Source organism: Pseudomonas sp. RC4D1, assembly GCF_018390395.1.
Classification (GTDB): Bacteria; Pseudomonadota; Gammaproteobacteria; order Pseudomonadales; family Pseudomonadaceae; genus Aquipseudomonas; species Aquipseudomonas danubii.
Genome location: NZ_JAHBAW010000001.1, coordinates 2,868,499 through 2,882,500, shown reverse-complemented (window position 1 = coordinate 2,882,500; position 14,002 = coordinate 2,868,499). Strand labels below are relative to the sequence as shown.

At 54.1% G+C, this 14,002-nt stretch carries 10 protein-coding genes, 4 tRNA genes and 2 rRNA genes (1 of these 16 cut by a window edge); all 16 read left to right on the top strand.

The features are described from left to right. Positions 1-2,471 (top strand): 23S ribosomal RNA (locus tag KHO49_RS13335) (it extends 421 nt beyond the left edge of the window). A gap of 146 nt (positions 2,472-2,617) precedes the next feature. Further along, positions 2,618-2,733: ribosomal RNA gene (gene rrf, locus KHO49_RS13330) — 5S ribosomal RNA — on the top strand. 168 nt (positions 2,734-2,901) lie between these two features. Beyond that, entirely contained in the window at positions 2,902-3,864 is a 963-nt protein-coding gene (gene birA / locus KHO49_RS13325) for a bifunctional biotin--[acetyl-CoA-carboxylase] ligase/biotin operon repressor BirA (RefSeq protein ID WP_213665117.1), read from the top strand. A 164-nt stretch (positions 3,865-4,028) separates the two neighbouring features. Further along, positions 4,029-4,475, top strand: a complete 447-nt coding sequence (locus KHO49_RS13320; RefSeq protein WP_213665116.1) for a hypothetical protein — start codon at positions 4,029-4,031, stop codon at positions 4,473-4,475. Between the two features lie 142 nt (positions 4,476-4,617). Beyond that, positions 4,618-4,702, top strand: a tRNA-Tyr gene (locus KHO49_RS13315). Between the two features lie 24 nt (positions 4,703-4,726). Continuing rightward, positions 4,727-4,800, top strand: a tRNA-Gly gene (locus KHO49_RS13310). 26 nt (positions 4,801-4,826) lie between these two features. Continuing rightward, positions 4,827-4,902, top strand: a tRNA-Thr gene (locus tag KHO49_RS13305). Positions 4,903-4,986: 84 nt separating this feature from the next. Further along, a complete protein-coding gene (tuf, locus tag KHO49_RS13300) occupies positions 4,987-6,180 on the top strand; it encodes an elongation factor Tu (RefSeq protein WP_060841339.1) in 1,194 nt (397 codons plus the stop codon). A gap of 54 nt (positions 6,181-6,234) precedes the next feature. Next, positions 6,235-6,310: transfer RNA gene (locus KHO49_RS13295), tRNA-Trp, on the top strand. A 45-nt stretch (positions 6,311-6,355) separates the two neighbouring features. After that, positions 6,356-6,724 (top strand): preprotein translocase subunit SecE, encoded by a 369-nt coding sequence (gene secE, locus KHO49_RS13290; RefSeq protein ID WP_213665115.1) that lies wholly within the window; start codon positions 6,356-6,358, stop codon positions 6,722-6,724. Between the two features lie 9 nt (positions 6,725-6,733). Next, on the top strand, positions 6,734-7,267 hold the full coding sequence (gene nusG, locus KHO49_RS13285; RefSeq protein ID WP_002555501.1) for a transcription termination/antitermination protein NusG: 534 nt from the start codon (positions 6,734-6,736) through the stop codon (positions 7,265-7,267). 118 nt (positions 7,268-7,385) lie between these two features. Beyond that, positions 7,386-7,817, top strand: a complete 432-nt coding sequence (gene rplK / locus KHO49_RS13280) for a 50S ribosomal protein L11 (RefSeq protein WP_003176435.1) — start codon at positions 7,386-7,388, stop codon at positions 7,815-7,817. Beyond that, the gene (rplA, locus tag KHO49_RS13275; protein ID WP_011063782.1) at positions 7,817-8,512 is read left to right on the top strand and encodes a 50S ribosomal protein L1; all 696 of its coding nucleotides are present in this window, start codon (positions 7,817-7,819) and stop codon (positions 8,510-8,512) included. Before rplK ends, rplA begins: the two co-directional genes overlap by 1 nt. 199 nt (positions 8,513-8,711) lie before the next feature. After that, positions 8,712-9,212 (top strand): 50S ribosomal protein L10, encoded by a 501-nt coding sequence (gene rplJ, locus KHO49_RS13270; RefSeq protein WP_016968679.1) that lies wholly within the window; start codon positions 8,712-8,714, stop codon positions 9,210-9,212. Positions 9,213-9,292: 80 nt separating this feature from the next. After that, positions 9,293-9,658 (top strand): 50S ribosomal protein L7/L12, encoded by a 366-nt coding sequence (gene rplL / locus KHO49_RS13265; RefSeq protein WP_011063780.1) that lies wholly within the window; start codon positions 9,293-9,295, stop codon positions 9,656-9,658. A 221-nt stretch (positions 9,659-9,879) separates the two neighbouring features. Continuing rightward, entirely contained in the window at positions 9,880-13,953 is a 4,074-nt protein-coding gene (gene rpoB / locus KHO49_RS13260) for a DNA-directed RNA polymerase subunit beta (RefSeq protein ID WP_016968678.1), read from the top strand. Positions 13,954-14,002 lie beyond the last annotated feature (49 nt).

Genomic DNA, 14,002 nt, shown 5'->3' with positions numbered 1-14,002 from the left:
TACTACTGACTGACCGATAGTGAACTAGTACCGTGAGGGAAAGGCGAAAAGAACCCCGGAGAGGGGAGTGAAATAGATCCTGAAACCGTATGCGTACAAGCAGTGGGAGCAGACTTTGTTCTGTGACTGCGTACCTTTTGTATAATGGGTCAGCGACTTATTTTCAGTGGCGAGCTTAACCGAATAGGGGAGGCGTAGCGAAAGCGAGTCTTAATAGGGCGTCTAGTCGCTGGGAATAGACCCGAAACCGGGCGATCTATCCATGGGCAGGTTGAAGGTTAGGTAACACTGACTGGAGGACCGAACCGACTACCGTTGAAAAGTTAGCGGATGACCTGTGGATCGGAGTGAAAGGCTAATCAAGCTCGGAGATAGCTGGTTCTCCTCGAAAGCTATTTAGGTAGCGCCTCATGTATCACTGTAGGGGGTAGAGCACTGTTTCGGCTAGGGGGTCATCCCGACTTACCAAACCGATGCAAACTCCGAATACCTACAAGTGCCGAGCATGGGAGACACACGGCGGGTGCTAACGTCCGTCGTGAAAAGGGAAACAACCCAGACCGTCAGCTAAGGTCCCAAAGTTATGGTTAAGTGGGAAACGATGTGGGAAGGCTTAGACAGCTAGGAGGTTGGCTTAGAAGCAGCCACCCTTTAAAGAAAGCGTAATAGCTCACTAGTCGAGTCGGCCTGCGCGGAAGATGTAACGGGGCTCAAACCATACACCGAAGCTACGGGTATCACGTAAGTGATGCGGTAGAGGAGCGTTCTGTAAGCCTGTGAAGGTGAGTTGAGAAGCTTGCTGGAGGTATCAGAAGTGCGAATGCTGACATGAGTAACGACAATGGGTGTGAAAAACACCCACGCCGAAAGACCAAGGTTTCCTGCGCAACGTTAATCGACGCAGGGTTAGTCGGTCCCTAAGGCGAGGCTGAAAAGCGTAGTCGATGGAAAACAGGTTAATATTCCTGTACTTCTAGTTATTGCGATGGAGGGACGGAGAAGGCTAGGCCAGCTTGGCGTTGGTTGTCCAAGTTTAAGGTGGTAGGCTGGAATCTTAGGTAAATCCGGGGTTCTAAGGCCGAGAGCTGATGACGAGTTACCTTTTAGGTGACGAAGTGGTTGATGCCATGCTTCCAAGAAAAGCTTCTAAGCTTCAGATAACTAGGAACCGTACCCCAAACCGACACAGGTGGTTGGGTAGAGAATACCAAGGCGCTTGAGAGAACTCGGGTGAAGGAACTAGGCAAAATGGCACCGTAACTTCGGGAGAAGGTGCGCCGGTGAGGGTGAAGGACTTGCTCCGTAAGCTCATGCCGGTCGAAGATACCAGGCCGCTGCGACTGTTTATTAAAAACACAGCACTCTGCAAACACGAAAGTGGACGTATAGGGTGTGACGCCTGCCCGGTGCCGGAAGGTTAATTGATGGGGTTAGCTAACGCGAAGCTCTTGATCGAAGCCCCGGTAAACGGCGGCCGTAACTATAACGGTCCTAAGGTAGCGAAATTCCTTGTCGGGTAAGTTCCGACCTGCACGAATGGCGTAACGATGGCGGCGCTGTCTCCACCCGAGACTCAGTGAAATTGAAATCGCTGTGAAGATGCAGTGTATCCGCGGCTAGACGGAAAGACCCCGTGAACCTTTACTATAGCTTTGCACTGGACTTTGAATTTGCTTGTGTAGGATAGGTGGGAGGCTTTGAAGCGTGAACGCCAGTTTGCGTGGAGCCATCCTTGAAATACCACCCTGGCAACTTTGAGGTTCTAACTCAGGTCCGTTATCCGGATCGAGGACAGTGTATGGTGGGTAGTTTGACTGGGGCGGTCTCCTCCTAAAGAGTAACGGAGGAGTACGAAGGTGCGCTCAGACCGGTCGGAAATCGGTCGTAGAGTATAAAGGCAAAAGCGCGCTTGACTGCGAGACAGACACGTCGAGCAGGTACGAAAGTAGGTCTTAGTGATCCGGTGGTTCTGTATGGAAGGGCCATCGCTCAACGGATAAAAGGTACTCCGGGGATAACAGGCTGATACCGCCCAAGAGTTCATATCGACGGCGGTGTTTGGCACCTCGATGTCGGCTCATCACATCCTGGGGCTGAAGCCGGTCCCAAGGGTATGGCTGTTCGCCATTTAAAGTGGTACGCGAGCTGGGTTTAGAACGTCGTGAGACAGTTCGGTCCCTATCTGCCGTGGACGTTTGAGATTTGAGAGGGGCTGCTCCTAGTACGAGAGGACCGGAGTGGACGAACCTCTGGTGTTCCGGTTGTCACGCCAGTGGCATTGCCGGGTAGCTATGTTCGGAAAAGATAACCGCTGAAAGCATCTAAGCGGGAAACTTGCCTCAAGATGAGATCTCACTGGGATCTTGAATCCCCTAAAGGGCCGTCGAAGACTACGACGTTGATAGGTTGGGTGTGTAAGCGCTGTGAGGCGTTGAGCTAACCAATACTAATTGCCCGTGAGGCTTGACCATATAACACCCAAGCAATTTGCGAACTCGAAAGAGACCAGATTGCGGTGTGTGAAGACGAAACAAACCGAAAGTTTGCACAACACACAAATCTATTACATACCCATTCGCTGGCACGTTGCATCAGCAACGGACTGGCTACCGAATTTCTTGACGACCATAGAGCGTTGGAACCACCTGATCCCATCCCGAACTCAGAAGTGAAACGATGCATCGCCGATGGTAGTGTGGGGTTTCCCCATGTGAGAGTAGGTCATCGTCAAGATTAAATTCCGAAACCCCAATTGCGAAAGCAATTGGGGTTTTGTTTTTGCGCGGAGAAAAGTCGATTTGATTTTTATCTGCCCGATCGACTTGCTCGCCGGGTGGTGTTTTCTATGCAATGGTTTTGGGCATGGCTATCATGCCGGGCTCATTGTGAGGCGGATACTGCATGTCGACGTTGTTAGAGCTTCTAAAGGATGGGCGATTTCACTCGGGCCAGGCGCTCGGAGAGGTGCTGGGTGTTAGTCGTAGTGCTATATGGAAGCAGTTACAGCTTCTTGAGGCGGAATTGGGGCTTGTCATCCATAAGGTGCGAGGTCGTGGATATCAGTTGGCCACTCCAATCACTTTGTTGAGCAGCGCGGAGATAAGTCGGTGCTCTTCTCCCAGCAGTGCTTGGGACGTTCGAATTTTTGATTCTATCGACTCCACAAATGCTGAGGCGCTGCGATCCATCGAGGGTGGGGCTGTGGCTCCTTTTCTTGTGCTAGCTGAGCGTCAGACCGCGGGGCGTGGCCGGCGTGGACGCAAGTGGATAAGTCCTTTTGCCGAGAATATCTATTACAGCCTGGTCTTGCGCATAGATGGAGGTCTCCGGCAACTGGAGGGGCTCAGTCTGGTCGTAGGGTTGGCGGTTATGCATACCCTTCGTGAGTATGGAATCCCAAGGGCGGGTTTGAAGTGGCCAAACGACGTTTTGGTTGGTCAGAAGAAGGTCGCGGGAATACTTTTGGAACTGGTGGGCGATCCTGCGGACGTGTGTCATGTGGTCCTGGGGGTTGGGATTAATGTGAATATGCAGAGCGCCGAGGGGGTTGATCAGGAGTGGACCTCGATAAGGTTGGAGTCTGGCCAGGTTGCTGATCGCAATCAGCTGGTTGCTCGATTGAGTGAGACCCTTGTGGCTTATCTTGAGCGTCATCGATTGGATGGTTTCTCCGCTATCCAGGACGAGTGGGAGCAAGGTCATCTCTGGCAGGGGCGTGAAGTGTCTCTGATTGCGGGGGTCAATAAGATCGATGGTGTCGTGCTGGGTATTGATCGCCAAGGGGCGTTGCGGTTGAGCGTTGAAGGTGAAGAGAAAACTTATAGCGGTGGGGAGCTCAGTCTAAGGTTGCGTGACGATCCTTGAGTTTGGCTGCGAAACACCATGAAGTGTGCCCGCGCTACCTTAGGCTAGTAGGTGGGGAGGCTTGTATAGCTGCTCTGGGCGTTGTGTTGGTTTCGCAGGATCAGTTTGTTCGTGATTTGTTTTTTTCGAGTTGACTAAGGCTTGTCTTTCGTCTCGAGGTATTTATGCGCTGGCTGTTTCTGTTGTTACTGGTCCTCAATGGTTTCTATTACATCTGGCATCAGCAGGAAGCACCTCTTCGTGCGAAAGAGGTTATGCCTCTCTCGCTCTATCGAGGCTCTCAGCAAGATATTCGCTTGTTGAGTGAGTCTGCAGATTCGGTCGAGCGGAGGGATAAGGGGAGGGTTGGAGAGGTTGATGCAAGCTGTCTCTATCTAGGGGGCTTTGCTCGTCGAGATATGGCTCAGATGCTTGAGCAGCGGCTTATAGGGCTGGGGGCGGATGTCAGGCTACTGTACTTGAGTGTTCCTGGATCTTCTGGTTTCTGGTTGCGTGTGGCTCCTGAGAGCAAGCATTTGCTGGATGATCTACAGCTGCAGAACCTTGCTAAGGAATTCAATGAGTTAAAACATAAAATAATGCCTTGTGAGGGGCTTGCAACTGTCGAATAGGTTGCATAGAATGGCGCCCGCTCCGCAGTGAAGACCTTTTGAGGTTAAAGCAGCAGAGCTAAGTCAACGCAGCTAACCTCAAGATTTTATTGAGAAAATGCTTGACAGAAAGGTAGCGTAGTGTAAAATGCTGCCTCGCTTAGGAGGGGTTCCCGAGCGGCCAAAGGGATCAGACTGTAAATCTGACGTCTACGACTTCGAAGGTTCGAATCCTTCCCCCTCCACCAGATTTAGCGAGAGCTGCAGGCTCCGCGGGTATAGTTTAGTGGTAGAACCTCAGCCTTCCAAGCTGATGATGCGGGTTCGATTCCCGCTACCCGCTCCAGGTTTGCAGGTTTTGCAAAGTGTTACGCTCTTGTAGCTCAGTTGGTAGAGCACACCCTTGGTAAGGGTGAGGTCAGCGGTTCAAATCCGCTCAAGAGCTCCATATAACAAGGCAGATATGAAAATATCTGCCTTTGTTTTAATGGCTTGTGTGACTTGCTCAATTCTTCTCCTAGGGGTGATTTCGATGGCTAAGGAAAAGTTCGAACGTAATAAGCCGCACGTTAACGTGGGTACTATCGGTCACGTTGACCACGGTAAGACCACTCTGACTGCTGCTCTGACTCGCGTTTGCTCCGAAGTTTTCGGTTCGGCTCGTGTTGACTTCGACAAGATCGACAGTGCCCCGGAAGAAAAAGCTCGTGGTATCACCATCAACACTGCACACGTAGAGTACGATTCGCACATTCGTCACTACGCGCACGTTGACTGCCCAGGTCACGCCGACTACGTCAAAAACATGATCACCGGTGCTGCCCAGATGGACGGCGCGATCCTGGTTTGCTCGGCTGCCGATGGTCCGATGCCACAAACTCGTGAGCACATCCTGCTGTCCCGTCAGGTAGGCGTTCCGTACATCGTTGTCTTCCTGAACAAGGCTGACATGGTTGACGACGCTGAGCTGCTGGAACTGGTTGAGATGGAAGTGCGCGACCTGCTGAGCACTTACGACTTCCCAGGTGACGACACTCCGATCATCATCGGTTCGGCTCTGATGGCTCTGAACGGCCAAGACGACAACGAAATGGGTACCACCGCTGTTAAGCGTCTGGTAGAAACTCTGGACACTTACATCCCAGAGCCAGAGCGTGCAATCGACAAGCCGTTCCTGATGCCAATCGAAGACGTATTCTCGATCTCCGGTCGTGGCACCGTGGTAACTGGCCGTGTTGAGCGCGGCATCGTTCGCATCCAGGAAGAAGTTGAGATCGTTGGTCTGCGCGATACTCAGAAGACTACCTGCACTGGCGTTGAAATGTTCCGCAAGCTGCTCGACGAAGGTCGTGCTGGCGAGAACTGCGGCGTTCTGCTGCGTGGTACCAAGCGTGACGACGTTGAGCGTGGCCAGGTTCTGGTTAAGCCGGGTACCGTTAAGCCGCACACCAAGTTCACTGCTGAAGTTTATGTTCTGAGCAAAGAAGAAGGCGGCCGTCATACTCCGTTCTTCAAAGGCTACCGTCCACAGTTCTACTTCCGTACTACTGACGTGACCGGTAACTGCGAGCTGCCGGAAGGCGTTGAAATGGTAATGCCAGGTGACAACATCCAGATGACTGTCACTCTGATCAAAACCATCGCGATGGAAGATGGTCTGCGTTTCGCTATCCGTGAAGGCGGTCGTACCGTCGGCGCTGGCGTCGTAGCCAAAGTGATCGAATAAGTTCTTGAAATATCTCCATCGGGCCGACATAATGGTCGGCCTGATTTTGTTTTTAGGTCAGTAGCTCAATTGGCAGAGCGACGGTCTCCAAAACCGTAGGTTGGGGGTTCGATTCCCTCCTGACCTGCCAGATTCACTCAATGTGTCTGGCTTTCTTTTCACAGGATCTTCATAGATGACTCCTAAGGCTGAAGCTCAAGGCTCTCGCTTCGATCTGCTCAAGTGGCTCGTTGTGGTTGCTTTGGTGATTGTTGGTGTTGTTGGCAATCAGTACTATTCTGCTTCGCCGATCCTGTACCGCGTATTGGCGTTGCTTGCCGTTGCCGCAGTTGCTGCCTTCATTGGTCTGCAAACTGCCAAAGGCAAGTCGTTCTTCGTGTTGGTTAAGGAAGCGCGCACTGAGATTCGTAAAGTCGTATGGCCAACTCGCCAAGAGACCACGCAGACCACGCTTATTGTAGTGGCTGTGGTTCTGGTCATGGCGTTGCTGCTGTGGGGGCTAGATTCCCTGCTTGGCTGGCTTGTTTCCTTGATTGTTGGCTAAGGGTGTCCCGTGGCTAAGCGTTGGTACGTTGTGCATGCTTACTCGGGTTACGAGAAGCATGTAATGCGCTCGTTGATCGAGCGTGTAAAGCTGGCTGGCATGGAAGATGGCTTCGGCGAGATTCTGGTCCCCACTGAAGAAGTGGTTGAGATGCGCAATGGCCAGAAGCGCAAAAGCGAACGCAAGTTCTTTCCAGGCTATGTGCTGGTTCAAATGGACATGAATGAGGGGACTTGGCACTTGGTCAAGGACACTCCTCGTGTCATGGGTTTCATTGGTGGTACTGCTGATAAGCCAGCGCCTATCACTGATAAAGAGGCGGAAGCAATTCTGCGTCGCGTTGCTGATGGCAGCGATAAGCCCAAGCCTAAGACACTGTTCGAGCCAGGTGAGGTGGTCCGTGTTACTGACGGCCCGTTCGCAGACTTTAACGGTACGGTCGAAGAAGTTAACTACGAAAAGAGCCGGATCCAAGTGGCGGTGCTCATTTTCGGTCGCTCTACTCCGGTAGAGCTAGAGTTCAGTCAGGTCGAGAAGGCCTAACTGGACGAGAATCCCATACCCCGCAGCCTTAGGCTGTGGGGTTTTTTCGTCACTGGGATAAACGCGCAAGTAACCGGGGAGCCTTTCTAGGCGTCTGAACCCGTAATTGGAGTGCCTCATGGCTAAGAAGATTACTGCTTACATCAAGCTGCAAGTTAAGGCCGCTCAGGCCAACCCAAGCCCGCCCGTTGGTCCAGCTCTGGGTCAGCACGGCGTGAACATCATGGAATTCTGCAAGGCTTTCAACGCCCGTACTCAGGGTCTTGAACCAGGTCTGCCGACTCCTGTGATCATCACTGTTTACAGTGACCGCAGCTTCACTTTCGAAACTAAGAGCACCCCTGCTTCGGTTCTGCTGAAGAAAGCTGCTGGCCTGACCAGCGGTTCCGCTCGTCCGAACACCGTTAAGGTTGGCACTGTTACCCGTGCTCAGCTGGAAGAAATCGCGAAAACCAAAAACGCGGATCTGACTGCAGCTGATATGGATGCAGCCGTGCGTACTATCGCCGGTTCTGCTCGTAGCATGGGCCTTAACGTGGAGGGTGTGTAATGGCTAAGCTGACCAAGCGCCAAAAGGCTATCGCCGGCAAGATTGAAGCAGGCAAGGCCTACAACTTCGTAGAAGCCGCCGCTCTCCTGACCGAGCTGTCGACCGTTAAGTTCAGCGAGTCCGTAGACGTAGCTGTGAACCTGGGTGTAGACCCACGTAAATCTGACCAGGTTGTTCGTAGCGCTACCGTGCTGCCACACGGCACTGGCAAGACTGTACGTGTTGCTGTGTTTACTCAGGGTCCAGCTGCTGAAGCTGCTCTGGCTGCCGGTGCAGACCGCGTAGGTATGGATGATCTGGCTGCCGAAATGAAAGGCGGCGACCTGAACTATGACGTAGTTATTGCTTCTCCGGATGCAATGCGCGTTGTAGGTCAGCTGGGTCAGGTTCTGGGTCCTCGTGGCCTGATGCCTAACCCGAAAGTCGGCACTGTAACCCCAGACGTGGCCTCGGCAGTTAAGAACGCCAAGGCTGGTCAGGTTCGCTACCGCACCGACAAAAACGGCATTATCCACACCTCCGTTGGCAAGGTCGGCTTCGACGCCGTCAAGCTGAAGGAAAACGTTGAAGCCCTGATCGCTGACCTGAAGCGTATCAAGCCAGCTTCTTCGAAAGGTATCTACGTCAAGCGCGTTACCCTGAGCACCACCATGGGTCCAGGTTTGGTCATCGACCAAGGCTCGCTGGACGTATAAGACACAGGCTGGCACAAGCGATTGTGCCATTTGAAAAAATTGGGGTCCCTGCCTGGCGGGGGCTATCCAAGACCGTAGGCGACGCAAGTCTTAAACCTCAAGCCTACGCAGATGGTGCTCCCGGTTCCTTACCGAATCAGACACCAAAACGACATCCAGCCTAGGTTGGATGAAACGGTAACAAGCAGGAGTTAAACCCGTGGCAATTAAACTCGAAGACAAGAAGGCCATCGTCGCTGAAGTCAACGAGGCTGCCAAAGTCGCTCTGTCTGCTGTTGTGGCTGATGCCCGCGGTGTGACAGTAGGCGCAATGACCGGACTCCGTAAAGAGGCCCGCGAAGCTGGTGTTTACGTACGTGTTGTACGTAACACCCTGCTCAAGCGCGCTGTTGAAGGCACTCAATATGACGTGCTCAACGACGCGTTCGTCGGCCCTACCCTGATTGCATTCTCCAAGGAACATCCGGGCGCTGCTGCTCGTATTTTCAAAGAGTTCGCAAAGGGTCAGGACAAGTTCGAGATCAAGGCAGCTGCGTTCGAGGGCAAGTACCTCGCAGCAAACGAGATCGACGTGTTGGCTTCGCTGCCAACTCGCGACGAAGCTATTGCGAAGCTGATGAGCGTGATTCAAGGCGCTACCAGCAAGCTGGCTCGTACTCTGGCGGCTATTCGCGACCAGAAAGAAGCTGCTGCTGCCTAAGGCACCGCAAGCCCTTTCAAAATCATATGTTTAATTTGATGGCTGCGTAGGCTGTCACCCCAATACAGGAATTTATAGTCATGTCTCTGACTAACGAGCAAATCATCGAAGCAATCGGCCAGAAAACCGTTCTGGAAGTTGTTGAGCTGATCAAAGCAATGGAAGAAACCTTCGGCGTTACCGCTGCTGTTGCCGCTGCTGGCCCAGCTGCTGCTGCCGCTGTTGTTGAAGAGCAAACTGAATTCAACGTCATGCTGACCGAAGCTGGCGAGAAGAAAGTTAACGTGATCAAGGCTGTACGTGAACTGACCGGTCTGGGCCTGAAAGAAGCCAAGGCTGTAGTTGACGGCGCTCCTGCCATGGTTCTGGAAGCTGTTGCTAAAGAAGCAGCTGACAAAGCCAAAGCAGCTCTGGAAGAAGCAGGCGCTAAAGTCGAGCTCAAGTAAGCATCGACTTTGTGTCTCCAGCCCAAGCGTTAAGCGAACGGCTGATGGCTGGTGGCTTTTGCCACCGGCCTTTTTCCGTTATTGGCGGCCGACTGGGTCGGTGCCTTTAACGTGCTGTAGCCCACCCTGTGCGGTGGCGCAAACCAAAGGGTTTGCACGATTTTCTGGCTGCTCCCGTCGGGAGAAGCCGAATAAGCAGGTGACCAAGCTGGGGAACGCTGATGGCTTACTCATATACTGAGAAAAAACGTATCCGCAAGGACTTTAGCAAGTTGCCGGACGTCATGGATGTGCCGTACCTCCTGGCCATCCAGCTGGATTCGTATCGTGAATTCTTGCAAGCGGGAGCGACTAAAGATCAGTTCCGCGACGTGGGCCTGCATGCGGCCTTCAAATCCGTTTTCCCGATCATCAGCTACTCCGGCAATGCTGCGTTGGAGTATGTCGGTTATCGCCTGGGCGAACCGGCGTTTGATGTTAAAGAATGCGTGTTGCGTGGTGTGACTTACGCCGTACCTTTGCGGGTAAAAGTTCGTCTGATCATTTTCGACAAAGAATCGTCGAACAAAGCGATCAAGGACATCAAAGAGCAAGAAGTCTACATGGGTGAAATCCCCCTGATGACTGAGAACGGTACCTTCGTAATCAACGGTACCGAGCGTGTAATCGTTTCCCAGCTGCACCGTTCCCCTGGCGTATTCTTCGACCACGACCGTGGCAAGACGCACAGCTCCGGTAAGCTGCTGTACTCCGCGCGGATCATTCCTTACCGCGGTTCGTGGCTGGACTTCGAGTTCGACCCGAAAGACTGCGTGTTCGTCCGTATCGACCGTCGCCGCAAGCTGCCTGCATCGGTTCTGCTGCGCGCGCTGGGTTACACCACTGAAGAAGTGCTGGATGCTTTCTACACCACCAACGTATTCCACGTGAAAGGCGAGAGCCTGAGCCTGGAGCTGGTGCCTCAGCGCCTGCGTGGTGAAATTGCCGTTCTGGACATCCAGGATGACAAGGGCAAGGTTATTGTCGAGCAGGGTCGTCGTATCACCGCTCGCCACATCAACCAGCTGGAAAAAGCCGGTATCAAAGAGCTGGATGTACCTCTGGACTACGTCCTGGGGCGTACCACCGCCAAGGCTATCGTGCACCCGGCTACTGGTGAAATCCTGGCAGAGTGCAACACCGAGCTGAACACCGAGATCCTGGCAAAAATCGCCAAGGCCCAGGTTGTTCGCATCGAAACGCTGTACACCAACGACATCGACTGCGGTCCGTTCGTTTCTGACACTCTGAAGATCGACTCCACCAGCAACCAATTGGAAGCGCTGGTCGAGATCTATCGCATGATGCGTCCTGGCGAGCCGCCAACCAAAGATGCTGCCGAGACTCTGTTCAACAACCTGTTCTTCAGCCCTGAGCGCTATGACCTCTCCGCCGTTGGCCGGATGAAGTTCAACCGTCGTATCGGTCGTACCGAGATCGAAGGTTCGGGCGTCCTGTGCAAAGAAGACATCGTTGCCGTACTGAAGACTCTGGTCGACATCCGTAACGGTAAAGGCATCGTCGACGACATCGACCACCTGGGTAACCGTCGTGTTCGTTGCGTAGGCGAAATGGCCGAGAACCAGTTCCGCGTTGGTCTGGTGCGTGTAGAGCGTGCGGTCAAAGAGCGTCTGTCGATGGCCGAAAGCGAAGGCCTGATGCCGCAAGACCTGATCAATGCCAAGCCAGTGGCTGCGGCAGTGAAAGAGTTTTTCGGTTCCAGCCAGCTGTCGCAGTTCATGGACCAGAACAACCCGCTCTCCGAGATCACCCACAAGCGCCGTGTCTCCGCACTCGGCCCAGGTGGTCTGACCCGTGAGCGTGCAGGCTTCGAAGTTCGTGACGTGCACCCGACTCACTACGGTCGTGTATGCCCGATCGAAACGCCGGAAGGTCCGAACATCGGTCTGATCAACTCCCTGGCGGCCTATGCGCGCACCAACCAGTACGGCTTCCTCGAGAGCCCGTACCGTGTGGTGAAAGACGCCCTGGTCACTGACGAGATCGTGTTCCTGTCCGCCATCGAAGAGGCCGATCACGTGATCGCCCAGGCTTCGGCGACCATGAACGACAAAGGTCAGCTGATCGATGAGCTGGTGGCTGTTCGTCACTTGAACGAATTCACCGTCAAGGCGCCGGAAGACGTCACCTTGATGGACGTTTCGCCGAAGCAGGTAGTTTCGGTTGCAGCGTCGCTGATTCCGTTCCTCGAGCACGACGACGCCAACCGTGCGTTGATGGGTTCCAACATGCAGCGTCAGGCTGTACCGACCCTGCGTGCTGATAAGCCGCTGGTAGGTACCGGCATGGAGCGCAACGTTGCCCGTGACTCCGGCGTTTGTGTCGTGGCTCGCCGTGGCGGCGTGATCGACTCGGTCGATGCCAGTCGTATCGTGGTTCGTGTTGCGGATGACGAAGTCGAAACTGGCGAAGCCGGTGTCGATATCTACAACCTGACCAAGTACACCCGCTCCAACCAGAACACCTGCATCAACCAGCGTCCGCTGGTGAGAAAAGGTGATCGGGTTCAGCGCAGCGACATCATGGCCGACGGCCCGTCCACCGACATGGGTGAGCTGGCACTGGGTCAGAACATGCGTATCGCGTTCATGGCGTGGAACGGCTTCAACTTCGAAGACTCCATCTGCCTGTCCGAGCGTGTGGTTCAGGAAGACCGCTTCACCACGATCCACATCCAGGAACTGACCTGTGTGGCCCGTGACACCAAGCTTGGCCCAGAGGAAATCACTGCAGACATCCCGAACGTGGGTGAGGCTGCACTGAACAAGCTGGACGAAGCCGGTATCGTTTATGTAGGTGCTGAAGTTGGCGCAGGCGACATCCTGGTCGGTAAGGTCACTCCGAAAGGCGAGACTCAGCTGACTCCGGAAGAGAAACTGCTGCGCGCGATCTTCGGTGAAAAAGCCAGCGACGTTAAAGACACATCCTTGCGTGTGCCTACTGGTACCAAAGGTACTGTCATTGACGTACAGGTCTTCACTCGTGACGGCGTTGAGCGTGATGCTCGTGCACTGTCCATCGAGAAGAGCCAGCTCGACGAGATCCGCAAGGATCTGAACGAAGAGTTCCGCATCGTTGAGGGCGCAACCTTCGAGCGTCTGCGCTCCGCTCTGGTCGGCCATAAAGCCGAAGGCGGCGCCGGTCTGAAGAAAGGTCAGGAAATCACCGACGAAGTTCTCGACGGTCTTGAGCATGGCCAGTGGTTCAAACTGCGCATGGCTGAAGATGCTCTGAACGAGCAGCTCGAGAAGGCTCAGGCCTACATCGTTGATCGCCGCCGTCTGCTGGACGACAAGTTCGAAGACAAGAAGCGCAAACTGCAGCAGGGCGATGACCTGGCTCCAGGCGTGCTGAAAATCGTCAAGGTCTACCTGGCAATCCGTCGTCGCATTCAGCCGGGCGACAAGATGGCCGGTCGTCACGGTAACAAGGGTGTGGTCTCTGTGATCATGCCGGTTGAAGACATGCCGCACGATGCCAATGGCACCCCGGTCGACGTGGTCCTCAACCCGCTGGGCGTACCTTCGCGTATGAACGTTGGTCAGATTCTCGAAACTCACCTGGGCCTCGCGGCCAAGGGTCTGGGCGAGAAGATCAACCGCATGGTTGAAGAGCAGCGTAAGGTGGCAGAACTGCGCACCTTCCTGGATGAGATCTACAACCAGATCGGTGGTCGTAACGAAGACCTGGACAGCTTCTCCGATCAGGAGATTCTGGATCTGGCGAACAACCTGCGCGGCGGTGTGCCTATGGCCACTCCGGTGTTCGACGGTGCCAAGGAAAGCGAAATCAAGGCCATGCTGAAACTGGCGGACCTGCCAGAGAGCGGCCAGATGCAGCTGACCGACGGCCGTACCGGCAACAAGTTCGAGCGTCCAGTTACCGTTGGCTACATGTACATGCTGAAACTGAACCACTTGGTAGACGACAAGATGCACGCTCGTTCTACCGGTTCGTACAGCCTGGTTACCCAGCAGCCGCTGGGTGGTAAGGCGCAGTTCGGTGGTCAGCGTTTCGGGGAGATGGAGGTCTGGGCACTGGAAGCATACGGTGCTGCATACACTCTGCAAGAAATGCTCACAGTGAAGTCGGACGATGTGAACGGTCGTACCAAGATGTACAAAAACATCGTGGACGGCGATCACCGTATGGAGCCGGGCATGCCCGAGTCCTTCAACGTGTTGATCAAAGAAATTCGTTCCCTCGGCATCGATATCGATCTGGAAACCGAATAACACGTGACGCGAATCGAGAGCGGGGCAGGATTGCCCGCTCTCTGCTCCG